This window comes from Streptomyces sp. NPDC019443 (assembly GCF_044389785.1).
In the GTDB taxonomy this organism is placed as follows: Bacteria; Actinomycetota; Actinomycetes; order Streptomycetales; family Streptomycetaceae; genus Streptomyces.
Genome location: NZ_JBIRYJ010000004.1, coordinates 462,695 through 487,031, shown reverse-complemented (window position 1 = coordinate 487,031; position 24,337 = coordinate 462,695). Strand labels below are relative to the sequence as shown.

Below are 24,337 nucleotides of genomic sequence, written 5' to 3'. Positions count from 1 at the left end.
AGGGCGGACGGGGGTCAGTCGCGGGGGAATTCACCGGTGGTGAGGGTGAGGCCGAGGGGCGTGCTGGTGAGGTCGAGGGGCTGCCCGAAGGCGACCTTCGTCTCGGTCGTGTAGTCCCCGTCCTTTGGTTGGGTGTGGAGGAGGCACTTACCGGTGTACGGGTCGACGATCAAGAAGACCGGGACTTCGGCGACGGCGTAGGCGATCTTCTTCGGGCCGTAGTCGTTGAGTGCGGTGCCCTTGGAAATCACCTCGGCGATGAACTCCACGTCCTCGAAGCGCCAACGGCCCCGGCTGTCCTGCACCGCTCCGTCGCGGAGCTTGGCCACGTCCGGGCAGAAGCCGTTCTCCGGGCCGGGGAAGTCGATGCGCACGTCCGACAGCACCTCGACATCCATGCCGAACTTGTCCTCCAGTGCTCTGACGATCCTGCGGATGATCTGCCAATGGACGGTCCGCTGTGGCGACATGAAGACGCTTCCCCCGACGATCTCAACCTTCATTCCCTCGGGGACGGGCATCTGCGCAAGCCTCTCGAACCACTCGTCCAAGCGCTCGGCGTTGTCGTCGGCCATGTCGATCCTGTCGGTGTCTACGACGGTCATCGTGGCGCTCCTCCCCGCTGCCGCTCGATCGCATGCAGCCGCGCAGTACAACGATACGCACGGTGACATGACACGCCGTGGCGAAAACTCGTCACGCGCCGCCGAACCAGCCCGCTGCGTCGAGCCGGAAGGCCTCGGCCGGGACGACCGTACGCAGCGCGTCCTCGATATCGGCCACGCGCTGCGCGCCGAGCGCGTCCGCCCACTCCGCGCGCAGCTGGTCGAAGATCGCGGCCGAGCGGGCGAGGGCGTCCATTCCGTGCGCGGTCAGCCGGATCAGCTTGCGGCGCGCGTCGGCCGGGTCGTCGGTGCGCTCGGCATAGCCCAGCGCGACGAGGCGGTCGACCGTCTTGCCGGCGGCCTGTTTGGAGACCCCGAGCCGCCGCCCGGTCTCGCTGGCGGTCGCGCCGTGCGCGCCGATGGCCTGCATGGCGAAGCCGTGCGCGGGCCGTACGTCCGGGTGGCCCTGCGCGGCCAGTTCCGCGTGGAGCCGGTCGATGAGGGAGCGGAACCCGGCGAAGAGCAGCAGGGGCAGCTCGTAACCGGGCACGTCGGCAATGGTGTTGCGCACTTCGACAACCTGGTTTACCTTTTTGTCGTCAACCATGTTGTCGATTATAGGAGCCGCCGCATGTTCGCTGAACACACTCTGGAATCGGCGCCGGCCGCCTCGCGCCGCGCCATGGAGTCGACGATGAAGCGCCTGGGCCACCTACCACCGGCTGTCGCCAGACTCGCCTCCTCACCCCACCTGCTGGACGGCTTCCTCAAGCTCAGTGCGATGTTCGAGCAGACGACCCTCGACCCGGTCGCCCGCGAGGTGGTCGTCATGACGGTCGCGGCGCGGAACGAGTGCCATGTGTGCGTGGCGATGCACACCGGCAAGCTGCGCGCGCTGGGCGCGGAGGAGGGGCTGATCGCCGCGCTGTGCGAGCAGAAGCCGCTGGCCGACGAACGCCTCGAAGCGGTAAGGCAGTTCACGCTGGAGGTGCTGCGTACGGCAGGGGAGGTGGGCGACGAGGAGCTGGGGGCGTTCCTGGCGCGGGGCTACACGGAGCAGAACGCTCTGGAGGTGGTGATGGGCATCGGGACGTACACGATGTCGACGCTGGCGAACCGGCTTACACGCGCGCCGCTTCAGTAGCGGCCGGATTTGGTCGGTGCATGTCAAAATTCAGTGCGAACGTCCTTGCCTTCTCGAGGCGCCCGTGCCCCAATGCAATTGTCACTGACTGCCCATCAGCCCCAGAGCGGTCAGCGCGGGAATCGAGCCCCGGGGCAACCCCAACACCCCCACCGCACAGATCCCGCGAGCCCGCGCAGTGGCAGTCGGCGACGCCAGCCCGTAACCCCCCACATGAAGGCGGGACCCCCATGAGGCACGGCAGACTCGGAATCGGCGCACTACTGGGCATCGGCGTGATGGCCGCAGGTTCGCTCGCCATGGCGCCCATCGCGAACGCGGTGACGCCGGAGACAGCCACCATCTCCTTCGACTGCGGTTCGTTCGGTTCGGGCACGGCGACGCTCACGGCCACCCAGGACGGGACGGCCGCGACCATCAGCGTGTCCACATCGGCCATTACGTCTCCCATCGCCATCTCGGCGAACTCGGTCAAGTCGACCCTGACCCTGACCAAGAACGGCTCCGGCACCACGACGTTCACCGGCAACGCCAACCCGGCGATCCCTGCCGGGGGCGCGGTCTCCACCGGACCGCTGAACGGCACGGTCGCCGCGGGCGACAGCCTGGAGGCGAAGTCGCTGGAGGTTGTCGTCTTCGGCATCACCGCGAACTGCACCGCGACTTCCGCGCAGTCTCCCGGCCCGTTCGTGTTCTGACAGCCGGGCAGGAGCAACGGAACCCAAGGGGCGGCGTCACGCACACTCGCGTGGCGCCGCCCAACTGGAGGCGGCCACCAAGGCCACCGGCGTGTCCGCCGAGGTCGTCATCGTCAACGGCATCGCCACCACCATCCGCGACGACCACTGACCTCCCGCCTACCGCCGGCTAGGGCGTCCTGTACGGCCCGCCCAGGCCCCAGGCCTGGTGCATCGCCCCCGCGAACGCCGCCGCCAGTTTGTGTTCGCCCGACGGGCCCGGGTGCGTCCCGTCGTACGTGTCCCTGTCGATGGCGTACGACTCCGGACGCGACGCCAGCAGGATCGGCGAGGTCGACGAGTCCAGGTCCGCGACCGACTTCGCCAGCAGTTCGTTGAAGCGGTCGCACTCCGCCGCGAAGGGCGCGTCCGTGCGGGCGCGGATGTTCGGGATGACCGGGAGCAGAACCATCCGGATGTGCGGGTTGGCCGCGCGGGCCTCGGCGATGAAATGGCGGGCGTTCAGGGCGGTTTGGGCACTGTCCGTGTAGAAGCCGAGGTCTATCAGGCCGAGCGAGACCAGCAGTGTGTCGGCCTGCTCCGCGGCGAGCGTCTCCTGGACGATCGGGGCCATGTGCAGCCAGCCCTCTCCCCAGCCCGCGAGGTGCCTGCGGGCGTCGGCGGGGAAGGCGGGGTCCGCGTACGAGGTGCCGACGGGGGCGTTGGCGACGGTGTCGTACAGCTCGGTGCGCGGGCCGACGATCTCGTACGGGCCGTCGAAGGACGTGGCCAGGTGCTGCCACATGCGGTAGCGCCAGGTGTAGTCGCCGGCGCGTCCGATGGTCATGGAGTCGCCGACGAACATGAAACGCATGGGCGCCATCATGGCCGATCAAGCCGCGCACCTGCGATGTGAGGCTGGACACGGGCGGCTCGGACGGCCGGGTCGGCCGGGCCGTCGACGGTGTCGGCTGATCGCGTCGTGGCAGGCTGGGGCCATGCGTTCGCTTCCGTACGTCACCGGGGCCGCCGCCGCTGCCGCCGTCGTGGTGCTCGCCGCCGCCCCCGTCGCCGCCGCCGACGACTCCGGGTTCACGATCCAGGACCCGCGGATGACGGAGTCCAGTGGGCTCGCCGCCAGCCGCGTGCACCCAGGGATCTACTGGTCGCACAACGACCAGGACGAGCCGCGCGTCTTCGCCATCGACTCCAAGACCGGCGAGACCGTTGCGACGATCACCCTCAGCGGGGTCGGGAAGCCCCGGGACATGGAGGCGATCTCGGTCGGCACGGACGGGAACGTCTACGTCGGGGACATCGGCGACAACCTCGACGGCGGCTGGGACCACGTCTGGATCTACCGCTTCACGGAGCCGAAGGCGCTCAAGGACATGACCGTCCGTGCGACGCAGTACACCGTGAAGTACGCGGACGGCGCGCGGAACGCCGAGGCGCTGATGGTCCATCCCAAGACCGGCCGCGTCTACATCGCGTCGAAGAACGAGGACGGCGGCGGGCTGTACGAAGGGCCCGCGACCCTCAGCCCCACGCGGACCAATGTCTTCCGGCGGATGGGGGAGGTGCCGTGGGTGACGGACGGGGCCTTTTCGCCGGACGGGAAGGAGCTGGTGCTGCGCTCGTACTTCAGCGCGCGCGGGTACGAGTGGAAGGACGGCGGTCTCGGGGCCGACCACCGGGTGCCGGCGCCGATTCAGGGGCAGGCCGAGTCCGTGACGTACACCGCTGACGGCACGGCGCTGATGTTCGGGACGGAGGGGGAGCAGAGCGAGGTGGAGCGGGTCCCGCTCGGCAAGGAATCCGTCTCGGACGGGGGAAGCAAGTCACCGTCCGAGGGCGGGAGTTCGGCCGCCGACGACGGCGGCGGCGACAAGAGCAGCTTTACGTATGGGCTCATCGTCCTGGTCGGCGCCGCCGCGCTCGTCTTCGGGGGGAAGCGGCTGCTGCGCCGCGACTGAGGCGACCTGGCGCGACCGACGCGACCCGACACGGGCGGGCGCCCCCGGATGCGGCCACTCGCGCGGGCGACGCGGTCGGCCACACCGGCCGCACTTCGTACTGCAGCGTCCTGTCCCGCCTCACCTTGTGCGCGAACGGGACCAGCGCCCCATGCATGAACGGGTACTTCCGCGACAGCAGCTTCGCCGCGTGCCGGTACTCCTCGCTGTCCTGGTCGAGCAGCCGCACCCGCGCCTTGATCGTCGGCCCCGTCGGCCTACGCAGTACGCCGCAGACGAAGTCCTCCTGGACGTACCTGACCGTGGCCGGCAGCGCAGGCTTGCTGTCCCGGCTCGCGCCGGTGCTCCATCCCGCCCAGCACGTCCCCGTACGCGGCGAGGGGGCCCGGCAGCGTCATGCCGCCGGACCCCTCGCTCGTGGGCTCAAGCCCTCAGAGCTTCTCGATCACGTAGTCGATGCACGCCGTCAGCGCCTGCACGTCCGCCGGGTCGATCGCCGGGAACATCGCCACCCGCAGCTGGTTACGGCCCAGCTTGCGGTACGGCTCCGTGTCGACGATGCCGTTCGCGCGCAGCACCTTCGCCACCGCCGCCGCGTCGATCTCGTCCGCGAAGTCGATCGTGCCGATGACCTGCGAGCGCTTCGCCGGGTCCACCACGAACGGCGTCGCGTACTTGGACGCCTCGGCCCATCCGTACAGGTTCCGCGACGACGTCGCCGTGCGGCGGACCGACCAGTCCAGGCCGCCTTGGGTGTTCAGCCAGGTCAGCTGCTCGTTCAGGAGGAAGAGCGTGGCCAGCGCCGGAGTGTTGTACGTCTGGTTCTTGAGCGAGTTGTCGATCGCCGTCGGCAGCGAGAAGAACTCCGGTACGTGGCGGCCCGAGCCGTGGATACGCGCGGCGCGCTCCAGCGCGGCCGGCGAGAAGACGCCGATCCACAGGCCGCCGTCCGAGGCGAAGGACTTCTGCGGGGCGAAGTAGTAGACGTCCGTCTCGGCGATGTCGACCGGCAGCCCGCCCGCGCCCGACGTGGCGTCGACCAGGACCAGCGCGCCCTCGTCCGCGCCCGCGACCCGCTTGATCGGGGCCGCGACGCCCGTGGAGGTCTCGTTGTGGGTGAAGGCGTAGACGTCGATACCCGCCTCGGCCTCGGGGTCCGGGTGCGTGCCCGGGTCCGAGGCGATGACCGTCGGCTCGGCCAGCCACGGCGCGAGCTTCGACGCCTTCGCGAACTTGGACGAGAACTCGCCGAAGGACAGGTGCTGGGACTTGTTGTCGATCAGGCCGTGCGTCGCGATGTCCCAGAAGGCGGTGGAGCCGCCGTTGCCCAGGATCACCTCGTAGCCCTCGGGGAGCTGGAAGAGGTCGCGTACGCCGTCGCGCACCGCGCCGACCAGGTTCTTGACCGGGGCCTGGCGGTGGGACGTGCCGAGGAGGGATGTGCCGGTCGCGGCCAGGGCGTCCAGCGCCTCCGTACGCACCTTGGAGGGGCCCGCGCCGAAACGGCCGTCGGCGGGCTTGATGTCAGCGGGAATCTGGATCTCAGCCACGTTCCGGAGCGTATCCGGTCGAGGGACGCGGCGGATACGCGGTCCGGCCGATGAGACGGCACTCCGGGTCCTGACCTGCGCGTCAGTCGCCCGTGTGGTCCTGACCGTGGTCCTCCTTACGGCCCTCCTCGCGGTCTTCCTCGCGGTCTTCCTTGCCCAGCGACAGCGCGTGCACATACTCGACCAGCGCGATCAGTACGAACTTGCTGGAGGAGTGATCGCGGGCGTCGAACTCCACCAGCGGCACCTCCGGCCCCAGCGCCAGCGCCTCGCGGATCTGCTCCCCGCTGTGCAGCGGGCCGCCGAAGTCGTTGACGGCGACGATGAAGGGCATGCCGTGGTGTTCCAGGCGGTCGAGCGCGTACCAGGCGTCGGGGAGCGAGCGGGTGTCGACCAGGACGACCGCGCCGAGCGTGCCGGCGAAGATGCGGTCCCACAGGAACCAGAAACGTTCCTGGCCGGGGGCGCCGAACAGGTACAGGACGCTGCGCTCGTCGATCGTGATCCGGCCGAAGTCGAAGGCGACGGTGGTGGAGCCCTTGGCACGTACGCGGCTGGTGCCGTCGAGCGTGCGGCCCGCGCTGCTCACCACCTCCTCCGTGTGCAGCGGGCGGATCTCGCTGACGGAGCGGACCATCGTCGTCTTGCCGACTCCGAAGCCGCCCACGACGACGATCTTCAGGGCGTCGAGGGTCGTCCCGGGGAGCGCGGGGTGGGGCTGCGCCGGGGGGACCGTCCGCGTGACGCGGGTCATGGGTTCTGGGCAGTGCCGGTCATCGAGTGTTGCCTTCCGGGGTGGCGAGGGCGTAACTGGAGCCGTTTGTTCCTGATCAAGTGGTCGTCACTATAGGAGAGTTGGCGATCACAATTGGGGAGTTCTTGTGGGCATTTCCGCGGGCGCTGCGGCGCAACGGGCGCAAGCGGCACGTTTCCTGCCGGTGTGATGTGAGTGACAGGGGCATATTGAGACACATGGCTGAACAGCGACAGGCGGGGCGAGGCGGGGCGAGCCGGGGCGAGACGGGCGAGCTGGCGCGGGAACTCACGAAGGCGGTGCGCGGCGAGGTGGACTTCACCGCGGCCGCCCGGGCCCTGATGACCATGGACGCGTCCAACTACCGGCGCGTCCCGGTCGGCGTCGTGACGCCGCGCGACGCGGAGGATGTGGCCGCCGCCCTGGAGGCGTGCAGGCGGCACGGGGTGCCGGTGGTGCCGCGCGGCGGCGGTACGTCGATCGCCGGGCAGGCCACCGGCATCGGTGTGGTGCTGGACTTCACCCGCCATATGAACGCGCTGGTGGAGCTGGACACGGACGCTCGTACGGCGGTGGTGCAGCCTGGCGTCGTACTGGACACGCTGCGCGACGCCGTACGGCCCGACGGGCTGACGTTCGGGCCCGATCCGTCCACACACAACCGCTGCACGCTCGGCGGGATGATCGGCAACAACTCCTGCGGTGCGCACTCGGTGGCGTGGGGGACGACCGCCGACAACGTCCGCGGCCTGTCGGTCGTGACGTACGGCGGGGACGAAATCCGCCTCGGCCAGGGCTGGGAGGGCGGTGCGCCGACCGGCCTGCGGGAGCTCGTCGGCCGGAATCTGGCGCTGCTGCGGACAGGGTTTCCGGACGGGCTGCCGCGCCGTATCTCCGGTTACGCGCTGGACGCCCTGCTGCCCGAGAGGGGCGTCGACCTGGCGCGGGCGTTCTGCGGCAGTGAGGGCACGCTGGGGGTGGTGACGGAAGCGGCCGTACGCCTGGTCGACGCGCCCCGTGCGCGGGCGCTCGCCGTCGTCGGTTACCCCGACGAGAGCGCGGCGGCCGACGCGGCGCCCGGGCTGCTGGCGCACCGGCCGCTGACCGTCGAGGGCATGGCCGAGGACCTGGTGCCGGACGCGCGTGGGCTGCCGCGCGGCGGGGCCTGGCTGTTCGTGGAGACGGGCGGCGACACGGCGGCCGAGGCGCGGGCCGCCGCGGCCGCCATCGTCAGGGCGGCGGACGCGCTGGACGGCACGGTGGTGGACGACCCGGCGGCCATGCGGGCGCTGTGGCGGGTACGGGAGGACGCGGCGGGGACGGCGACGCGGACCGCCGAAGGCGGCGAGGCGTGGCCGGGGTGGGAGGACTGCGCGGTGCCGCCGGCCCGGCTGGGGGCGTATCTGCGCGACTTCCGGGCGTTGCTCGCCGAGCACGGTCTGACCGGCACGCCGTACGGACACTTCGGGGACGGCTGCATCCATGTCCGTATCGATTTCGACCTGATGAGCGAGGAGGGCGTGGCCCGCTTCCGGACGTTCTCGGTCGAGGTCGCGGAACTCGTCGTCGCGCACGGCGGCTCGCTGTCGGGCGAGCACGGCGACGGGCAGGCGCGCGCGGAGCTGCTGCCGAAGATGTACGGCGACGAACTGGTCGCCCTCTTCGGCCGGTTCAAGGACGTGTGGGACCCGGCGGGCGGCATGAACCCGGGGATACTCGCCCGCCCCGACCGGCTCGACTCCAATCTCCGCTTCTCCGTCCTGCCGAAGGAGCCGGTGGAGGTGGCGTTCGGCTATCCGCACGACGGCGGGGACTTCGCGACGGCGGTACGCAGGTGTGTCGGCGTGGCCAAATGCCGTACGACTGAAGCGGGTTCTGGCGGCGGTGTGATGTGCCCGTCCTTCCGGGCGACGGGCGAGGAGCAGCACTCCACGCGCGGGCGGGCACGGCTGCTGCACGAGATGCTGGCGGGCGAGGTCGTACGCGACGGCTGGCACTCGACGGAGGTGCTGGACGCGCTCGACCTGTGCCTGTCCTGCAAGGGGTGCCGCAGCGACTGTCCGGTGGGCGTCGACATGGCCACGTACAAGGCGGAGTTCCTGCACCACCACTACGCGGGCCGGGTGCGGCCCGCGTCGCACTATGCGATGGGCCTCCTGCCCGTCTGGCTGCGGGCGGCTGCTCCCTTTGCCCGGATGGCCAACGCGGCGGCCCGGATCCGCCCGCTGGCGGCGCTCGCGAAGCGTTTGGGCGGAATCGCCCCGGAGCGTTCACTTCCCACGCTCGCACCGGTGACCTTCCGGCGCTGGCTGCGGGAGCACATGGGTGACCGGACGGAGGTCCTGGCGAAGAACCGCACGGCGGTGCTGTGGCCGGACACCTTCACCGACCACCTGTCCCCGTCCGTCGGCCGGGCGGCGGTGAAGGTCATGGAGACGGCGGGCATCGGCATCGTGCTGCCACCGGCCCGGGTCTGCTGCGGTCTGACGTACGTTTCGACGGGCCAGCTCGACCGCGCGCGTGCCGTGATGCGCCGGACGCTGGACACGGTGGAGCCGCTGCTGGACCTGGCCGTCCCGGTGGTGGTCCTGGAGCCGAGCTGCGCGGCCGCGCTCAAGACGGACCTGCCGGAACTGCTGGCAGAGGACCCCCGGGCGGCGCGCTTGGCGGCATCGGTCCGGACCTTCGCCCAGGCGCTGGAGGAGTGCGCACCGGACTGGGCCCCGCCGCGCCTGGACCGGCAGGTGGCCGGCCAGACGCACTGCCACCAGCATGCGGTGCTGGGGGACGCGGCGGAGCGCCGTCTGCGTGAACGGACCGGGCTGGTAGGGGAGTTGAGCGGGGGCTGCTGCGGCCTGGCGGGGAACTTCGGCTTCGAGAAGGGTCACTACGGGGTGTCGGTGGCGTGCGCGGAGGACCAGCTGCTGCCGGCGGTGCGGGCGGCGGGGGAGGGGGTGGAGCTGCTGGCGGACGGGTTCTCGTGCCGTACGCAGCTGGAGCAACTGGAGGGGAGGCGGGCGAGGCACCTGGCGGAGGTGCTGGCGGAGGGGGTGGAGGGGTGAGAGAGTCAGCCGATTCTGAACTCTTCGATCAGCGGCGGGTCCTGCGTGAAGTCGCTGTAGCGCACCCAGGTCGGCCGGACCCGCACATGCGTGATGCCCGGCCAGGCGAGCCGGTCCCGGCCGTCCGGGTAAGCGGTGAAATAGCACGCCTGAATGCGCTCGAGCTCGGAGCCGGTGGGGAAGTCCGCGACGCCCTCGATCTGCGCGGTGATCGCGTCGTCCCAGCCGATCACGAGCGCGATGCGGGGGTCGGCGTGCAGGTTGAGGCACTTGCGCGTGGTCTCGACGGTGTCGAACACGATCTCGAGGTCGTCGCTGACCGCGTATCCGACGACGGCGGCCTGGGGTGCTCCGTCCGGGGCGACGGACGCCTGGACGGCGAGCTTGTACCGGCGAAGGAACCACATCAGCTCGTCGCGCTTCATGGGCCCTCTCTACCACGGGCGGGACGACGCAGCGGGCAGCCCGGATCGGTCGCGGTGCGGTTCGGTGAGCACGTCACCAGGGCGAGGGAGAGGAACGCCGGGCGTTCGAGATAGAAGCCGAGGGATACGTCGCCACCCCAGCAGAGTGTCCCGGCGGTGGAGTTGACGAGCGCGGCCAGGCGAGCGCTGTCCCGGTCCGAGTCGGAGCCGAAGCGGGGCGCGTACTCGGCCAGTTGCTCGCCGAGCCAGGCCGCAGCCTCCTTCGGCTCCTCCCATGTTCCTTGGACCAGGGCTCCAGGCTTCATGAGCCAGTGAGCGGTCTCGAGCGGTGGCAGATCGGAGACGGGGAACTCCGCGATGACGTCGCGATACCGCTGGATCAGCTCGGGTTTGCTGCCGGCGGGGGGCGGTTCGGGGTGTGGGGGACGGCGCAGGCCTTCCTGGTCGAACCGCTGTTTCGGGCCGGTCCACAGATAGCCGTGATGGTGCAACTGCCGCCCTGTTCAACGTGGTTGGAGGCCCCGGCCCCTGGGGGAAGGGGGCCGGGGCCGACTGGGTCGGCCTGCTAGGCGGAGAGACCGAACCGCTCGGGGTCGATCCCGGCCGCGTCCAGCTCGGCCGTGGTGAACCGGAGCGGCTCCATGCCCGGTTGCTTGCTGTCACCCAGAGCCCAGGCGTCCTCGCCGATGCGGGCGAGGGTCACGCAGGACTCGCCGTCGGGGTGGGTGTTGCCGCCGCACGCCTTGGTGAATGCGGTGCCGTCGATGGCGAGTGCGTAGAGGTCGGTTCCGTTCTGCATGGGTCTGCCTTCCTGATCGTCTGGCGACCACAGGGCGTGGCCGTCCCCCGCCCGTGCCGGGCGGAAGTCATGGGCCCCGCCTCAGGCGGAGTGGGGGTGCTTGGACACGACGGTGACGCCTGGGCCGCGGGCAATGACAGGGGCATGGAGCAGCGCCTGCACGCTCGACGGCGAGCCTCCGATGGCGTCGGTCAGCCGCTCGTTCAGCAATTCGGCTTCCGAGGGAAGCAGGACCATTTCCGTGTCCGCCGTGTGCCGACCGTTCTTCGTCAGCCAGATGGGAATGCGGACGTTCCCGTCTTCGTCTTTGTAAGCGGGACGACTTGGAATGGGGTCCATTCGCCAGCCCTTGGCGTTGGGCTGCGCACGGGGATTCGTCTGGTCGGTCGGCATGAAGCCATTGTTGTACCGATACTCGCTGCGTGGTGGTCTCAGTTACGTTGTTGCATGAAGTCGTCGGCGGCAAATCTTAGGAATGCCGTCGCCGCCGACCCCGTCAGAGCATGGCTGAGGAACAGATCGAACAGATCCAGGTGTTGAGATATGTCCCGGGGGTCACGCAGCACCACTTCTCCGGAGAACAGCTCGACGGTCACCAGATGGTCGTCGTAGATCACAAAGATGTTCAACGGGATCGCCGGGACCTGTGCAGCCTGCGAAATGATCGCGATCTCTACGTTCGGTTTCAGGGAAACGTCGGCCATGTGTGCGCACTGGGCCGCCATTACCTGTGAGCTTGCCCTCCGCCACCTGACGGCCTGCTCGGTCAGCAGGAATGTGAAACTGCGAGAAGCGTCATCCAGGACGGCTTGACGCTCTATGCGCGCCTCAACGGCCCGGCTGACATCCCTGGACGGCTCGCTGGCAACTGTCGGAGAGAGAGTCTGTTCGGCATAATCGCGGATATGTAGCAGGCCAGTTGGGGCAGCCGGCAGGAAATGGCGCATCACCCGGGATGACTGCTCCAGGGCTCGTAGCTCAGCCTGCTTGTGGTACAGGCCGACACGCGCGTAGGCCCGCCAGGACGCGTAGTCAACGTTCGCCCTGCGGGCCAGCACCAGCAGCTCTCGCGTTACTTCCTGAGGTGTTTCAAGAGCCGCCAGAATCCGCTCGACGTCGATCACGCTTGGCAGGGTGCGGCCGGTCTCGATGCGGCTGATCTTCGTCTGGCTCATGCTGCAGCGAACTGCCAGGCGCTCACCGCTCAGCCCAGCGGCAAGGCGGAGACCCTTCAGGGCCCCCGCCAAGTCTTTCCGCTCTCTTGCTTGGTGATCAGGTTCGATAGTCACTGAAGGGAATGGAACTCTCTAGGGCCAGGTCGCGCCATGCGAGATACCGGTTGATGTCAGGGGATTCGATCAACTCCCGGTTGATCTGTGTCCCGTCCGGCCGGTAGTTCAGGTGAACCACGGTCGTCTCGTCGAACATCCAGAAGTCCTGATTCGGCAGGTCGACTTCCCGTTCCGTCACGTCCACGATCCGGTAGTCTTCCCCGGCCGCGACGTTTCCCGAGATGCCCCACTCGAACAGATAGCGGCTGTAGTCCGTCAATGGCCTGCGAACCAGCTTGGCGCGGGTCATGGTCCGGCCCGCTGCCACGTGCCCCCGGATCGTCTGGTGCCAGGCGGCATTGAAGCCTTCCGGGATGGGGTCACCGGCGAGGAAGCCGCTGAGCGTCTCGGCCTCGTTCGGCATCGTGTACACCTGGTGCACTTCAAGCCGGAATGCCGAACGCTTGAAGTTCCGAAAATGCGCCTTCCAGTCGTCGCCGTCCAGCAGTACAGGGCTAGAGCCATCCACGGGCACGTGCGGCCTCCTTCAGTACTTCCTCGGGGAGTAGAACAACAGACTCGCCATCGGGCGTGCGGCGGGCCACGTTGTAGCCCTGTACCGCGAGCATGTCCGGCTGGTCAGTGGCGAAGACCGTGGGGCAGTCACCGGCGTTGCACTTGTCGTCGTCACCCGTACTGCACGGTCCGCCGGCGATCATGGTTAATTCCATGCGATCCCTTCCCTGAGCGGTCGTTAGCAAGCTACGGAGAGTGATTGCCCGTGGCAAGGGTGGTCAGCCCTTCAGTCGCGTTCTCGCATAGATACGTGGCCCACCGGCCCGGTGTCATTCGCTCGGCCCGGCCACCTCCCGTGCCAGCGCCGCCAGTTGAGGGATCGCCGGATCCCCCGCCGACTCGCGCCACGCCAGCAGCACCGGCGCCGGTGGCGCGTCCGACAGGGGGCGGTACGTGACGCCCGGGTGCGGGTGCATCTCCGCCGTGGAGGCCACCGACGCGCCCGCGCCCCGGCCCGCCGCGATCGCCGTCAGCCAGTCGTCCGTGTTCGCCACCGTGAGCACCCTCGTGGGGCGGGACGCCGGTGGCCAGAGGTCCAGCGTCGTCAGGCCCGAGACCGTGTTCAGGATCACCGGTCCCGCCGCCAGGTCCGCGAGTGCCAAAGAGGCGCGCGCCGCCAGGGGGCCGTCCGACGTCACCGCCGCCACCCGGGGTTCCGTGAAGAGGAGCTCGGTGATGAGGCCGGGGGTGTCCACCGGGCCGCGCAGGACCGCCGCGTCGACCTCGCCGCGGGCGAGGCCTGCCGTGCGGTCGTCGATGCGGAGGAGTTCCAGCGGGGTGTCCGGGTGCTCCTGCTGCCAGCGGCGCAGCAGCGGGGTTGTGTACGGACCGAGCGCGGACCAGGCGTGGCCGAGCCGCAGCGGCCGGCGGCGCAGTCGGCCCGCGTCCAGGGCCTCGTCGAACGCGGCGACCGCTGCCGCCGCCCTGTCGCGGAAGGCCAGGCCCTCTGCGGTGAGGGCGAGATGATGGGTGGAGCGGTCCACCAGCCGGGTGCCGAGGTGTTTTTCCAGCGCGGCCAGCGACCGGGAGACCGCAGGCTGGGTGAGATGCAGCCGGGCAGCCGCCCTGGTCACGCTGGACTCCTCCGCGATGGCCAGGAAGCAGCGGAGATGGCGTATCTCGATGCTCATGCACGTGGAGCATAACGACAGCACAGTCGGCATTTCAGGCAGTGCGCGAAGACCCGTAGCGTGGAGGGCGTCGGCCGAAAGGCGCCGAGAGGCATCGAGGGAGGTTTCCGGTGGACGAGGCTCGCAAGACCGTCGTCGCCAACGAGCCGGAAGCCGCCGTCGCCCTGGAGGGTGCCGTCGCTCTGGAGAGTGCCGCCCGTACACCCGGCTCCCGCGGCAGCCTCGGGCCCGTCGCGCTCGTCGTCGCCGGTGCGCTCTCCGTCCAGTTCGGCGCGGCCGTCGCCGTACTGCTCATGCCGCGCGCCGGAGCCCTCGGCGTCGTCACCCTCCGGCTCGCCCTCGCCGCGCTCGTCCTGCTCGTCGTCTGCCGGCCCAAACTCCGCGGGCACTCGCGCGCCGACTGGAGCACCGTCGTCGCCTTCGGCGCCGTCATGGCCGCCATGAACGTCCTCTTCTACCAGGCCGTCGACCGCATCCCGCTCGGCGTCGCCGTCACCCTCGAGGTCCTCGGGCCGCTCGCGCTCTCGGTCATCGTGTCCCGGCGGCTGATCAACCTCGTCTGGGCGGGCCTCGCGCTCGTCGGCGTGGTCCTGCTCAGCGGCGGCGGCTTCGACCGGCTCGACCCCGTGGGCGCTCTCTTCGCTCTCTCCGCGGGCGCGATGTGGGCCGCGTACATCGTCTTCAGCGCCCGCACCGGGCGGCGGTTCCCGCAGGCCGACGGGCTCGCGCTGGCCATGGGTGTCGGGGCCGTGCTGAGCCTGCCGCTCGGGATCGCCGAGGCCGGGTCGAAGCTGATCGTGCCCTCCACCCTCGGGCTCGGCCTCGCCGTCGCGCTGATGTCGTCCGTCCTCCCGTACACCCTGGAGCTGCTCGCGCTGCGCCGGCTGCCCGCCCCGACCTTCGCGGTGCTGATGAGCCTGGAGCCGGCGATCGCGGCGACGGCCGGGTTCCTCGTACTGCATCAAGCCCTTTCCGTGCCGGACGCGTTGGCGATCACGCTGGTCATCGCGGCGAGCATGGGTGCGGTACGGACCCAGGTGGCCAGAAATTCGCCGGAAAGGCTCCAGAGCTAAAGCAAGCATGCTTGCTTGTTTTCCGGAGCGCTGCCATGCTCCAGGACACACAACGTCGTGTCCTGAGGGAGCGCACCGTGTCCGACCCCACCGTCGTACTCGACGACCTGCTCAGCGAGAGCGACCAACTCGACCGACTGGTGAGCGAGTTGGCGCCGACGGCATGGGCACGCCCCACTCCCGCCGAGCGCTGGAGCATCGCGCACCAGATCGCCCACCTCACGTGGACCGACTCCGCCGCCCTCCTGGCCGTCACCGACCCCGGCGCCTTCGCCGCCCAGGTGGAAACGGCCCTCGCCGCGCCCGACTCCTTCGTCGACGACGGCGCGGACGAAGGGGCCGCGCTGCCGCCCGACCGGCTTCTCGCCCGCTGGCGCGACGGCCGCGAGCGCCTCCAGCTGGCCCTGCGTGCCGCCCCGGCCGGGGCCCGTTTCCCCTGGTACGGGCCTCCGATGAGCGCCGCGTCCATGGCGACCGGGCGGCTGATGGAGACCTGGGCGCACGGGCAGGACATCGCGGACGCGCTCGGCGTCGTACGCGAACCGACCGCGCGGCTGCGGCACGTCGCGTACATCGGCGTCCGGGCGCGGGACTACGCCTTCGGAGTACGAGGACTGACGCCGCCCGCCGCGCCCTTCCGGGTCGAACTGACCGCGCCGGACGGCGATCTGTGGGCGTACGGACCCGAGGACGCCGCTGGGGTCCCCCATGCCGAAGGCCAGGGGAAGGTCACCGGACCCGCTCTGGACTTCTGCCTGCTGGTGACCCAGCGGGCGCACCGCGCCGACCTCGCCCTACGGGCCGAGGGGGAGGACGCCGACCGGTGGCTGGACATCGCGCAGGCCTTCGCGGGCCCCGCGGGACCCGGGCGCGCGCCGAAGGGAGCCCGCTCGTGAAAGAGCCGCTGCGTATCGGCAACGCGTCCGGCTTCTACGGCGACCGCTTCGACGCCGTCAGGGAAATGCTCACCGGCGGGCCGCTGGATGTTCTGACCGGGGACTATCTCGCCGAACTGACCATGCTCATCCTCGGCCGCGACCGGCAGAAGGACCCCCGCCTCGGCTACGCCAAGACCTTCCTGCGGCAGCTGGAGGACTCCCTCGGGCTCGCCCACGAACGCGGCGTGAAGATCGTCACCAACGCCGGCGGGCTCAACCCGGCGGGCCTCGCCTACGCCGTCCGCGCCCTCGCCGACCGCGTCGGCGTACCCGTCAAGGTCGCCCACGTCGAGGGCGACGACCTCGCCGCCCGCTTCCCGGACGCCCTCACCGCCAACGCCTACCTCGGCGGCGCCGGCATCGCCGAGTGCCTGCGCGCCGGCGCCGATGTCGTCGTCACCGGCCGGGTCACCGACGCGGCCCTGGTCACCGGCCCCGCGGCCGCGCACTTCGGGTGGAGCCCCGAGGACTATGACGCGCTCGCCGGCGCGGTCGTCGCCGGGCACGTGCTGGAGTGCGGCACGCAGGCCACCGGCGGCAACTACGCGTTCTTCAGTGGGCACGACGTACGCCGTCCCGGTTTCCCCCTCGCCGAGATCCACGCCGACGGCACGTCCGTCATCACCAAGCACGACGGCACCGGCGGCCTGGTCGACGTCGGCACGGTCACCGCACAGCTGCTGTACGAGACCGGGGGCGCGCGGTACGCGGGACCCGACGTCACCGCGCGCCTCGACACCGTACGGCTGGCGCAGGACGGCCACGACCGGGTGCGGATCTCCGGCGTACGCGGTGAAGCCCCGCCGCCCACCCTGAAAGTCGGCCTCAACCGGATCGGCGGCTGGCGCAACGAGGTCGTGTTCGTGCTGACCGGACTCGACATCGAGGCCAAGGCGCGCCTGGTGCGGGACCAGTTGGAGGACACCCTCGGCAAGCGCCGTCCGGCCGACGTGCGGTGGGAACTGGCACGCACCGAGCGGCCCGACGGCGACACCGAGGAGCAGGCGAGCGCGTATCTGCGCCTCGTCGTGCGCGACAGCGACCCGGACAGGGTCGGGCGTGCGGTGAGCGGCGCGGCGATCGAGCTGGCGCTCGGGAGCTACCCGGGCTTCCATGTGACGGCTCCGCCGGGCAAGGGCGCGCCGTACGGGATCTTCGAGGCCGAGCACGTCGACGCGGCCGAGGTTCCACACACGGCCGTACTGCCCGACGGCGAGCGAAGGGAGATGGGGGTCCCCCCGGCCGAAGGCTGGGGGAAGATCGCGGTGCCGACTTCCGTACGTACGAAGGAAGTCGAACCGGTCGACAGCGGGTCCGGGCTGCCGGATGCGCTGCCGGACGGGCCTCGTCGCGCCGCGCCCCTCGGTCTGGTCGCCGGCGCCCGCAGCGGCGACAAGGGCGGTGACGCCAACGTCGGGGTGTGGGCGCGTTCCGAGGACGCCTGGCGCTGGCTCGCCCACGAGCTGTCCGTGGACCGCTTCCGCGCGCTGCTCCCGGAGACTGCCGGGCTGAGAGTCACACGCCATGTCCTGCCGAATCTGCGCGCCCTGAACTTCGTCGTCGAAGGCATCCTCGGCGAAGGTGTCGCCGCGCAGGCCCGGTTCGACCCGCAGGCCAAGGCGCTCGGCGAGTGGCTCCGTTCGCGCTACGTCGACATTCCGGAGGTTCTGCTGTGACCGTGTTCGCCTCGGCCGTCGACCCCGCCGGTCCCGAATTCGCCGCTCGTCGCGATGCCATGCTCGGCAGGCTCGCCGAGCTGGACGCCGGGCACGCCAAGGCGCTCGCGGGCGGCGGCGAGAAATACGTCGCGCGGCACCGGGGGCGCGGAAAGCTGCTCGCCCGGGAGCGGGTCGAGCTGCTGCTCGACCCCGACACGCCCTTTCTGGAGCTGTCCCCGCTCGCCGCGTGGGGCAGCGACTATCCGATCGGCGCGTCGATGGTCACCGGCATCGGCGTAGTGGAGGGCGTCGAGTGCCTGATCACGGCCAACGATCCGACCGTGCGGGGCGGTGCGTCCAACCCCTGGACGCTGAAGAAGGCCCTGCGCGCCAATGAGATCGCGTACGCCAACCGGCTGCCCTGCATCTCACTTGTCGAGTCCGGCGGCGCGGATCTGCCGTCCCAGAAGGAGATCTTCATCCCCGGCGGGGCGCTCTTCCGGGACCTCACCCGGTTGTCGGCGGCCGGGATTCCGACGATCGCGGTCGTCTTCGGGAACTCGACGGCGGGTGGGGCATACGTACCCGGGATGTCCGACCACACCATCATGATCAAGGAACGGTCGAAGGTTTTCCTCGGCGGACCGCCGCTGGTGAAGATGGCGACGGGTGAGGAGAGCGACGACGAGTCGCTCGGCGGCGCGGAGATGCACGCGCGTACGTCGGGCCTCGCCGACTACTTCGCTCTCGACGAGGCGGACGCGCTGCGGCAGGCGCGGCGGGTGGTCGCGCGCCTCAACTGGCGCAAGGCGCACGCCGATCCATCGCCCGGTGAGCCGCCCAAGTACGACGAGGAAGAACTCCTCGGGATCGTGCCCGAGGATCTGCGCACCCCCTTCGACCCGCGCGAGGTCGTGGCGCGGATCGTCGACGGCTCGGACTTCGACGAGTTCAAGCCGCTTTACGGGCCGAGCCTGGTGACCGGGTGGGCGCGGCTGCACGGCTACCCGGTGGGGGTGCTGGCCAACGCGCAGGGCGTGCTGTTCAGCGAGGAGTCCCAGAAGGCGGCGCAGTTCATCCAGCTCGCCAATCAGCGGGATGTGCCGCTGGTCTTCCTGCACAACACCACCGGCTACATGGTCGGCAAGGAGTACGAGCAGGGCGGCATCATCAAGCACGGCGCGATGATGATTAACGCGGTGTCGAACTCGAAGGTCCCGCATCTGTCGGTGCTGATGGGGGCGTCGTACGGAGCGGGGCACTACGGGATGTGCGGTCGGGCGTACGACCCGAGGTTCCTCTTCGCGTGGCCGAGCGCGAAGTCGGCGGTGATGGGCCCGCAGCAGCTGGCGGGCGTGCTCTCGATCGTCGCCCGGGCTTCGGCGGCGGCGAAGGGGCAGCCGTACGACGATGAGGCGGACGCGGGGCTGCGCGCCATGGTCGAGCAGCAGATCGAGTCCGAATCCCTGCCCATGTTCCTCTCGGGGCGGCTGTACGACGACGGGGTCATCGACCCGCGCGATACGCGGACGGTGCTGGGGCTGTGCCTGTCCGCGATCCATACGGCACCGGTCGAGGGCGCGCGCGGCGGCTTCGGCGTCTTCCGGATGTGAGGGCTTGACGATGATCACTTCTGTCCTTGTCGCGAACCGGGGCGAGATCGCGTGCCGGGTCTTTCGTACCTGCCGTGAGCTGGGTATCTCGACGGTCGCGGTGTACTCCGACGCGGACGCGTCGGCACTGCACGTCCGGGAGGCGGACGCGGCGGTACGGCTGCCGGGGGCGGCGCCGGCGGACACGTATCTGCGCGGCGACCTGATCGTGAAGGCGGCGCTCGCGGCGGGCGCGGACGCGGTGCATCCGGGGTACGGCTTCCTGTCGGAGAACGCGGAGTTCGCGCGGGCGGTGACGGACGCGGGGCTGGTGTGGGTCGGCCCGCCGCCGGAGGCGATCGAGGCGATGGCGTCCAAGACGCGGGCGAAGCAACTGATGGGCGGCGCGCCGCTGGACCCGTCGGCGGTGACGGATGCGGACCTGCCACTGCTGGTGAAGGCGGCGGCGGGGGGTGGCGGCCGTGGCATGCGTGTCGTTCGCGAACTGGCGTCGCTGTCCGGCGAGTTGGAGGCGGCCCGGTCGGAGGCGGCGTCGGCTTTCGGCGACGGTGAGGTCTTCCTGGAGCCGTACATCGAGCGTGGCCGCCATGTGGAAGTGCAGGTGCTGGCGGACGCGTACGGCACGGTGTGGGCGCTGGGCACCCGCGACTGCTCGCTCCAGCGCCGCCACCAGAAGGTGATCGAGGAGTCCCCGGCCCCGGGCCTGCCCGACGCGCTGGTCGCGACGCTGCACGAGTCGGCGGTGACGGCGGCGCGGGCGGTGGGCTACCGGGGCGCGGGAACGGTGGAGTTCCTGATCTCCCCGGAGGGCCGGGCCCACTTCCTCGAGATGAACACCCGCCTCCAGGTGGAACACCCGGTCACGGAGGCGGTGTTCGGCATCGACCTGGTGGCGCTGCAGTTGCGGGTGGCGGAGGGCGACGCGTTGCCGCCGGGGCGGCCGGTGGGGCGGGGGCACGCGGTGGAGGCGAGGCTGTACGCGGAGGATCCGGCGAAGGGGTGGACGCCGCAGACGGGGGTGCTGCATGCGCTTGAGGTGCGGGGGTTCTTTCCCACCCACCCGCCCCTGAATGTGGGGGGTGGGACCCCCCACGCCCCCCTCCGCCCAGCGCTGCGCGCGGGCGGGGGTGTGTGGGATGGCCCGCAGGGCCCGGCGCTTCGCGCGGGCGGTGTGGCGGGTGACTCGCAGGGCCCGGCGCTTCGCGCGGGCGGGGGCCCGGGAGCTCTTGGCCTGGTGGCCCATGGCCCGGGCGGTCCGTCGGCCGTCGGGCCGGTGTCCCGTGACGATGTCGTCGGCCCGGCGCTTTTCGCGGGTGGGGAGGCGGGTGACTCGCAGGGCCCTGCGCTGCGCGCGGGCGGGGAGGGTGCTCATGCCGCCCCCTGGGTGCGCGTCGACACCGGTTACGCCGCGGGCGACTCCATCGGCGTGCACTACGACCCCATGATCGCCAAGGTCATCGCCTGGGCTCCCACCCGGGACCAAGCCGTGCGGCGGCTCGCCCACGCGTTGCGGCGGGCCCGGGTGCACGGGCCGGTCACCAATCGGGCGTTGCTCGTACGGTCCCTGGAGCACCCCGAGTTCACCGGCGCGCAGCTGGACACCGGCTTCTACGAGCGGAACCTGGACGCGCTCACCGCACCCGGTGACGGAGAGCGGTACGCCGCAATCGCCGCCGCGCTCGCCGACGCAACCGGACGCCTCGCGCCGGGGGCGTGGGGGGCATCGCCCCCCGCAGAGACGAGCGGGCGGGTGGGGAAAGCCCCCGCCGGGACCGTCGCGTCACGGGTCGGCGGGTGGCGGAACCTCCATTCCCAGCCGCAGGTCAAGACCTACGGCCCGCACGAAGTCCGGTACCGCTTCACCCGGGACGGCTTCCTCCTCGTCGACGACCCCGGCGTGCGCGTCGTCCACGTCACCCCCCACCGCGTCCGGCTCGAGATCGACGGCGTCGTGCGGCCCTTCGACGTCACCGATCACGGCGACGGGTTCGTCCACGTCGACAGCCCCGCCGGCGCGTACGCCCTGCCCGTGCGGCCGCGGTTCACCGAACCCCGGGAAAGGACCCGGCCCGGGTCGCTGCTCGCGCCCATGCCGGGGACCGTCGTACGGGTCGGGGAAGGGCTGGCCGAAGGGGTCCAGGTCACCCAGGGACAGCCGCTCGTATGGCTGGAGGCCATGAAGATGGAGCACCGCATCCTCTCGCCCGTCTCCGGCACCCTCACCGCACTCCACGCCGAGCCCGGCCGTCAGGTCGAGGTCGGCGCCCTGCTCGCCGTCGTACAGGACGCAGACGTACAGGAGGAACAGGAAGCATGAGCACCGTAGAGAGCCAGGAGCACACCGCACTGCGCGCCGCCGTCGCCGCGCTCGGGCAGCGGCACGGGCGCGGATACGTGCGCGAAGACCTGTGGACCGAGGCCGCCAAGCTCGGCTACCTGGGCGTGAACCTTCCCGAGGAGCACGGCGGCGGAGGCGGTGGGATGCAGGAACTGTCCATCGTGCTGGAGGAGTTGGGGGCGGCCGGCTGCCCCCTCCTCATGATGGTCGTCTCGCCCGCCATCTGCGGCACCGTCATTGCCCGCTTCGGCACCGAAGCGCAGAAGCGGCAGTGGCTGCCCGGCCTCGCCGACGGCAGCCTCACCATGGCCTTCGGCATCACCGAGCCCGACGCCGGGTCGAACTCCCACCGGATCACCACGACCGCCCGCCGGACCGACGACGGCTGGACACTCAACGGGCGCAAGGTCTTCATCTCCGGCGTCGACATCGCCGACGCCACCCTCATCGTCGGACGGACGGAGGATGCCAAGTCCGGCAAGCTCAAGCCCTGCCTCTTCATCGTCCCGCGTGACGCCGACGGCTTCCAGCGCTCGAAGATCGACATGGAACTGGCCGCCCAGGAGAAGCAGTTCGAGCTCGTGATCGACGACGTCCGCCTTCCCGATGACGCTCTCGTCGGGGACGAGGACGCCGGCCTTCTCCAGCTCTTCGCCGGGCTCAACCCCGAGCGCATCATGACCGCCGCCTTTGCCATCGGCATGGGCCGTTACGCGCTGGCGAAAGCTGTCGAGTACGCGCGGACCCGCCAGGTCTGGAAGGACCCCATCGGCGCGCACCAGGCCATCGCCCACCCCCTCGCCCAGGCTCACATCGAGCTCGAACTCGCCCGCCTGATGATGCAGAAGGCCGCCGCCCTCTACGACGCCGGCGACGACATCGGCGCAGGCGAGGCCGCCAACATGGCCAAGTACGCCGCCGGCGAGGCCTGTGTCAGGGCCGTCGACCAGGCCGTCCACACCCTCGGTGGCAACGGTCTCACCCGCGAGTACGGCCTCGCCCAGCTCATCACCGCCGCCCGCGTCGCCAGGATCGCGCCGGTCAGCCGCGAGATGATCCTCAATTACGTATCCCACCAGTCCCTGGGTCTCCCCAAGTCGTACTGACACAGGCGATTCTGGCCGTCCACACAGCGAGGGGGCCGTCATGGTGTTTCAGAGCGTGTTTCACAGCGAGTACGCGGATGTCCCGGCCGTCGTCGAGCCGATCCACGACGCGGTGCTCGGCCGGGCCGCCGCCGAGTTCGGCGACACGATCGCCCTGGTCGACGGCGTGAACGGCACCACCGTCACGTATGCGCAGCTCGACCTGTTCCACCGGCGGATCGCCGCCTCGCTCGCCGACGCGGGCCTGCGCAAGGGCGACGTCCTCGCCCTGCACAGCCCCAACACCGTGGCGTACCCCTCCGTCTTCTACGGGGCCACCCGCGCCGGCGCCTCCGTCACCACCGTCCATCCGCTCGCCACCGCGGAGGAGTTCGCCAAGCAGCTCCGCGACTCCTCCGCCCGCTGGATCGTCACCGTCTCACCGCTGCTCGAAATCGCCCGCAGGGCCGCCGAGTTGGTCGCGGGCATCGAGGAGATCTTCGTCTGCGACCGCGCCGACGGGCATGTGAGCATCCTCGACATGCTCGGCTCGACCGCACCCGAGCCGGACGTCGCCATCGACCCGTCCGAGGACATCGCGGCTCTGCCGTACTCCTCCGGCACCACCGGCGTCCCCAAGGGCGTGATGCTCACGCACCGCTCCATCGCCACCAACCTCGCCCAGCTCTACCCGCTGATGCCGATGGGCCCGGGCGACCGCATCCTGGCGGTGCTGCCGTTCTTCCACATCTATGGCCTCACCGCCCTGATGAACGCCCCGCTGCGCAACGGCGCCACCGTCGTCGTGCTGCCCCGCTTCGAGCTCGACACCTTCCTCGCGGCGATCGAGAAGCACCGCATCAACGGCCTGTACGTCGCGCCGCCGATCGTCCTCGCCCTGGCCAAGCACCCGGCCGTCGCGCAGTACGACCTGTCCTCGCTGGAGTACATCATCTGCTCGGCCGCCCCTCTGGACGCCGAACTGGCCGCGGCCTGCTCCCATCGGCTGGGGCTCCCGCCCATAGGCCAGGCGTACGGCATGACCGAACTCTCGCCCGGGACCCATGTCGTGCCGCTGGGCGCCCAGAACCCGCCGCCCGGCACCGTGGGCAAGCTCATCGCCTCGACCGAGATGCGGCTCGTCTCCTTCGACGAACCCGGCAAGGACGTCGGGGTCGGCGAGGCCGGCGAGATCGCGATCCGCGGCCCGCAGGTGATGAAGGGCTACCTCGGCCGGCCCGACGCAACCGCCGAGATGATCGACGCCGACGGATGGGTGCACACCGGCGACATCGGGCGCGTCGACGCCGACGGCTGGCTCTTCGTCGTCGACCGGGTCAAGGAGCTGATCAAGTACAAGGGTTTCCAGGTCGCCCCGGCCGAGCTGGAAGCGCTCCTGCTCACGCACGAAGGCATCGCGGACGCGGCGGTGATCGGTGTGTACGACGCGGACGGGAACGAGATCCCGAAGGCGTACGTCGTACGGCAGCGGACCGCCGAAGACCTCACCGAGGACGACGTCATAGCCTTTGTCGCCGGGCGCGTGGCGCCGTACAAGAAGATCCGGCGCGTCGAGTTCATCGGCGGGGTGCCGCGTGCCGCCTCGGGGAAGATCCTCAGGCGTGAACTGAGGAACCGGGACAGGGAGAACACGTGACACAAC

At 70.5% G+C, this 24,337-nt stretch carries 24 protein-coding genes; 11 read left to right on the top strand and 13 right to left on the bottom strand.

The annotated features are described in order from the left end of the window. Positions 1–14 precede the first annotated feature (14 nt). Positions 15–605 carry a Uma2 family endonuclease gene (locus tag ACH492_RS16380; protein ID WP_398986995.1) on the bottom strand — a complete coding sequence of 197 codons (591 nt, stop codon included), beginning with the start codon at positions 603–605 and terminating at the stop codon, positions 15–17. 91 nt (positions 606–696) lie between these two features. Continuing rightward, positions 697–1,212 carry a MarR family winged helix-turn-helix transcriptional regulator gene (locus tag ACH492_RS16375; RefSeq protein WP_398986993.1) on the bottom strand — a complete coding sequence of 172 codons (516 nt, stop codon included), beginning with the start codon at positions 1,210–1,212 and terminating at the stop codon, positions 697–699. A gap of 24 nt (positions 1,213–1,236) precedes the next feature. Here ACH492_RS16375 and ACH492_RS16370 point away from each other — a divergent pair, with 24 nt between their 5' ends. Continuing rightward, entirely contained in the window at positions 1,237–1,749 is a 513-nt protein-coding gene (locus tag ACH492_RS16370; protein WP_398986991.1) for a carboxymuconolactone decarboxylase family protein, read from the top strand. A gap of 230 nt (positions 1,750–1,979) precedes the next feature. Then, positions 1,980–2,447, top strand: a complete 468-nt coding sequence (locus tag ACH492_RS16365) for a hypothetical protein (protein WP_398986989.1) — start codon at positions 1,980–1,982, stop codon at positions 2,445–2,447. 169 nt (positions 2,448–2,616) lie between these two features. Here the strand turns inward: ACH492_RS16365 and ACH492_RS16360 are convergent, their stop codons facing one another. Beyond that, the gene (locus tag ACH492_RS16360; RefSeq protein WP_398986987.1) at positions 2,617–3,300 is read right to left on the bottom strand and encodes a GDSL-type esterase/lipase family protein; all 684 of its coding nucleotides are present in this window, start codon (positions 3,298–3,300) and stop codon (positions 2,617–2,619) included. A 124-nt stretch (positions 3,301–3,424) separates the two neighbouring features. Between ACH492_RS16360 and ACH492_RS16355 the strand changes: the two genes are divergently transcribed. Continuing rightward, entirely contained in the window at positions 3,425–4,402 is a 978-nt protein-coding gene (locus ACH492_RS16355) for a WD40 repeat domain-containing protein (protein WP_398986985.1), read from the top strand. Between the two features lie 431 nt (positions 4,403–4,833). Here the strand turns inward: ACH492_RS16355 and serC are convergent, their stop codons facing one another. Next, entirely contained in the window at positions 4,834–5,952 is a 1,119-nt protein-coding gene (gene serC / locus ACH492_RS16350; RefSeq protein WP_398986983.1) for a phosphoserine transaminase, read from the bottom strand. Between the two features lie 82 nt (positions 5,953–6,034). Further along, on the bottom strand, positions 6,035–6,706 hold the full coding sequence (locus ACH492_RS16345) for a GTP-binding protein (RefSeq protein WP_398986981.1): 672 nt from the start codon (positions 6,704–6,706) through the stop codon (positions 6,035–6,037). Positions 6,707–6,924: 218 nt separating this feature from the next. Here ACH492_RS16345 and ACH492_RS16340 point away from each other — a divergent pair, with 218 nt between their 5' ends. Beyond that, entirely contained in the window at positions 6,925–9,768 is a 2,844-nt protein-coding gene (locus ACH492_RS16340; RefSeq protein ID WP_398986979.1) for an FAD-binding and (Fe-S)-binding domain-containing protein, read from the top strand. Positions 9,769–9,773: 5 nt separating this feature from the next. On the opposite strand, the gene ACH492_RS16335 is transcribed toward ACH492_RS16340, so the two are convergent. The 8 genes from ACH492_RS16335 to ACH492_RS16300 form a co-directional block, all read right to left on the bottom strand. After that, positions 9,774–10,193: a pyridoxamine 5'-phosphate oxidase family protein gene (locus ACH492_RS16335; protein WP_398986977.1), complete on the bottom strand. Its 420-nt coding sequence runs from the start codon at positions 10,191–10,193 to the stop codon at positions 9,774–9,776. Then, positions 10,190–10,684, bottom strand: coding sequence for a hypothetical protein (locus ACH492_RS16330; protein WP_398986975.1), 495 nt, complete (start codon positions 10,682–10,684; stop codon positions 10,190–10,192). The genes ACH492_RS16335 and ACH492_RS16330 overlap by 4 nt, the downstream gene beginning before the upstream one ends. 74 nt (positions 10,685–10,758) lie before the next feature. Beyond that, positions 10,759–10,992 carry a DUF397 domain-containing protein gene (locus tag ACH492_RS16325; RefSeq protein ID WP_398986973.1) on the bottom strand — a complete coding sequence of 78 codons (234 nt, stop codon included), beginning with the start codon at positions 10,990–10,992 and terminating at the stop codon, positions 10,759–10,761. A gap of 81 nt (positions 10,993–11,073) precedes the next feature. Then, positions 11,074–11,385, bottom strand: a complete 312-nt coding sequence (locus ACH492_RS16320; protein ID WP_398986971.1) for a hypothetical protein — start codon at positions 11,383–11,385, stop codon at positions 11,074–11,076. A gap of 38 nt (positions 11,386–11,423) precedes the next feature. Then, a complete protein-coding gene (locus ACH492_RS16315) occupies positions 11,424–12,281 on the bottom strand; it encodes a helix-turn-helix domain-containing protein (protein WP_398986969.1) in 858 nt (285 codons plus the stop codon). Beyond that, positions 12,265–12,798, bottom strand: a complete 534-nt coding sequence (locus tag ACH492_RS16310; protein ID WP_398986967.1) for a DUF6879 family protein — start codon at positions 12,796–12,798, stop codon at positions 12,265–12,267. The genes ACH492_RS16315 and ACH492_RS16310 overlap by 17 nt, the downstream gene beginning before the upstream one ends. After that, positions 12,779–12,994: a hypothetical protein gene (locus ACH492_RS16305; protein ID WP_398986965.1), complete on the bottom strand. Its 216-nt coding sequence runs from the start codon at positions 12,992–12,994 to the stop codon at positions 12,779–12,781. The genes ACH492_RS16310 and ACH492_RS16305 overlap by 20 nt, the downstream gene beginning before the upstream one ends. A 114-nt stretch (positions 12,995–13,108) precedes the next feature. Continuing rightward, on the bottom strand, positions 13,109–13,969 hold the full coding sequence (locus ACH492_RS16300) for a LysR family transcriptional regulator (RefSeq protein ID WP_398986963.1): 861 nt from the start codon (positions 13,967–13,969) through the stop codon (positions 13,109–13,111). 110 nt (positions 13,970–14,079) lie between these two features. Between ACH492_RS16300 and ACH492_RS16295 the strand changes: the two genes are divergently transcribed. The 7 genes from ACH492_RS16295 to ACH492_RS16265 all read left to right on the top strand — a co-directional run bounded on the left by ACH492_RS16295 (position 14,080) and on the right by ACH492_RS16265 (position 24,331). Then, on the top strand, positions 14,080–15,042 hold the full coding sequence (locus ACH492_RS16295; protein ID WP_398986961.1) for an EamA family transporter: 963 nt from the start codon (positions 14,080–14,082) through the stop codon (positions 15,040–15,042). Positions 15,043–15,119: 77 nt separating this feature from the next. Then, positions 15,120–15,938: a TIGR03084 family metal-binding protein gene (locus tag ACH492_RS16290; protein WP_398986959.1), complete on the top strand. Its 819-nt coding sequence runs from the start codon at positions 15,120–15,122 to the stop codon at positions 15,936–15,938. Next, positions 15,935–17,656: an acyclic terpene utilization AtuA family protein gene (locus tag ACH492_RS16285; protein WP_398986957.1), complete on the top strand. Its 1,722-nt coding sequence runs from the start codon at positions 15,935–15,937 to the stop codon at positions 17,654–17,656. The genes ACH492_RS16290 and ACH492_RS16285 overlap by 4 nt, the downstream gene beginning before the upstream one ends. Further along, entirely contained in the window at positions 17,653–19,251 is a 1,599-nt protein-coding gene (locus tag ACH492_RS16280; protein ID WP_398986955.1) for an acyl-CoA carboxylase subunit beta, read from the top strand. The genes ACH492_RS16285 and ACH492_RS16280 overlap by 4 nt, the downstream gene beginning before the upstream one ends. A gap of 10 nt (positions 19,252–19,261) precedes the next feature. Further along, positions 19,262–21,568: an acetyl/propionyl/methylcrotonyl-CoA carboxylase subunit alpha gene (locus ACH492_RS16275; RefSeq protein WP_398986953.1), complete on the top strand. Its 2,307-nt coding sequence runs from the start codon at positions 19,262–19,264 to the stop codon at positions 21,566–21,568. Beyond that, entirely contained in the window at positions 21,565–22,695 is a 1,131-nt protein-coding gene (locus tag ACH492_RS16270) for an acyl-CoA dehydrogenase family protein (RefSeq protein ID WP_398986951.1), read from the top strand. The genes ACH492_RS16275 and ACH492_RS16270 overlap by 4 nt, the downstream gene beginning before the upstream one ends. A 40-nt stretch (positions 22,696–22,735) precedes the next feature. After that, on the top strand, positions 22,736–24,331 hold the full coding sequence (locus ACH492_RS16265; RefSeq protein ID WP_398986949.1) for a 4-coumarate--CoA ligase family protein: 1,596 nt from the start codon (positions 22,736–22,738) through the stop codon (positions 24,329–24,331). Positions 24,332–24,337 lie beyond the last annotated feature (6 nt).

Bases quoted from the DNA above. Each gene is read 5' to 3' on its own strand.
- ACH492_RS16380 (WP_398986995.1), bottom strand. From the start codon at position 605: ATGACCGTCGTAGACACCGACAGGATCGACATGGCCGACGACAACGCC.
- ACH492_RS16375 (WP_398986993.1), bottom strand. From the start codon at position 1,212: ATGGTTGACGACAAAAAGGTAAACCAGGTTGTCGAAGTGCGCAACACC.
- ACH492_RS16370 (WP_398986991.1), top strand. From the start codon at position 1,237: ATGTTCGCTGAACACACTCTGGAATCGGCGCCGGCCGCCTCGCGCCGC.
- ACH492_RS16365 (WP_398986989.1), top strand. From the start codon at position 1,980: ATGAGGCACGGCAGACTCGGAATCGGCGCACTACTGGGCATCGGCGTG.
- ACH492_RS16360 (WP_398986987.1), bottom strand. From the start codon at position 3,300: ATGCGTTTCATGTTCGTCGGCGACTCCATGACCATCGGACGCGCCGGC.
- ACH492_RS16355 (WP_398986985.1), top strand. From the start codon at position 3,425: ATGCGTTCGCTTCCGTACGTCACCGGGGCCGCCGCCGCTGCCGCCGTC.
- ACH492_RS16345 (WP_398986981.1), bottom strand. From the start codon at position 6,706: ATGACCCGCGTCACGCGGACGGTCCCCCCGGCGCAGCCCCACCCCGCG.
- ACH492_RS16340 (WP_398986979.1), top strand. From the start codon at position 6,925: ATGGCTGAACAGCGACAGGCGGGGCGAGGCGGGGCGAGCCGGGGCGAG.
- ACH492_RS16335 (WP_398986977.1), bottom strand. From the start codon at position 10,193: ATGAAGCGCGACGAGCTGATGTGGTTCCTTCGCCGGTACAAGCTCGCC.
- ACH492_RS16325 (WP_398986973.1), bottom strand. From the start codon at position 10,992: ATGCAGAACGGAACCGACCTCTACGCACTCGCCATCGACGGCACCGCA.
- ACH492_RS16320 (WP_398986971.1), bottom strand. From the start codon at position 11,385: ATGCCGACCGACCAGACGAATCCCCGTGCGCAGCCCAACGCCAAGGGC.
- ACH492_RS16305 (WP_398986965.1), bottom strand. From the start codon at position 12,994: ATGGAATTAACCATGATCGCCGGCGGACCGTGCAGTACGGGTGACGAC.
- ACH492_RS16300 (WP_398986963.1), bottom strand. From the start codon at position 13,969: ATGAGCATCGAGATACGCCATCTCCGCTGCTTCCTGGCCATCGCGGAG.
- ACH492_RS16275 (WP_398986953.1), top strand. From the start codon at position 19,262: ATGATCACTTCTGTCCTTGTCGCGAACCGGGGCGAGATCGCGTGCCGG.
- ACH492_RS16270 (WP_398986951.1), top strand. From the start codon at position 21,565: ATGAGCACCGTAGAGAGCCAGGAGCACACCGCACTGCGCGCCGCCGTC.
- ACH492_RS16265 (WP_398986949.1), top strand. From the start codon at position 22,736: ATGGTGTTTCAGAGCGTGTTTCACAGCGAGTACGCGGATGTCCCGGCC.